Origin of the sequence: Flavobacterium sp. FlaQc-52 (assembly GCF_044007495.1) — a bacterium.
Lineage (GTDB): Bacteria > Bacteroidota > Bacteroidia > Flavobacteriales > Flavobacteriaceae > Flavobacterium > Flavobacterium cupriresistens.
The window spans coordinates 1-255 of record NZ_JBIPCV010000064.1 but is presented as its reverse complement, the minus strand read 5'-3'; the positions used below and the strand labels follow the sequence as shown (position 1 = coordinate 255).

At 38.0% G+C, this 255-nt stretch carries 1 protein-coding gene; it reads right to left on the bottom strand.

Annotated features, from left to right (window positions below):
* The coding region (locus ACHRV5_RS22515; RefSeq protein WP_395428353.1) for a hypothetical protein at window positions 1-255 on the bottom strand (255 nt) is incomplete at both ends.

Sequence of the window (255 nt, the reverse complement as noted above, 5' to 3'; positions counted from 1 at the left end):
CCTGAGTAATCCAAGTTGGAATTGCAGTATCCTGAACGGTAATTACCTGAGTAAAGACAGTTGAGATATTATTGCAAGTATCAGTTGCAGTCCAGGTGTTGGTGTAAGTACCAGTACTTCCACAGCTTCCTTTTTGTAATTGACCAGTTACTTTAGTATAAGTTATAGTTCCATCACAATTATCTGTTGCAATTGGAGCTTGGTTTTGAGCGGTTGTCAATCCGTCATTATCGCTACATTGTAAAGTAACATCTA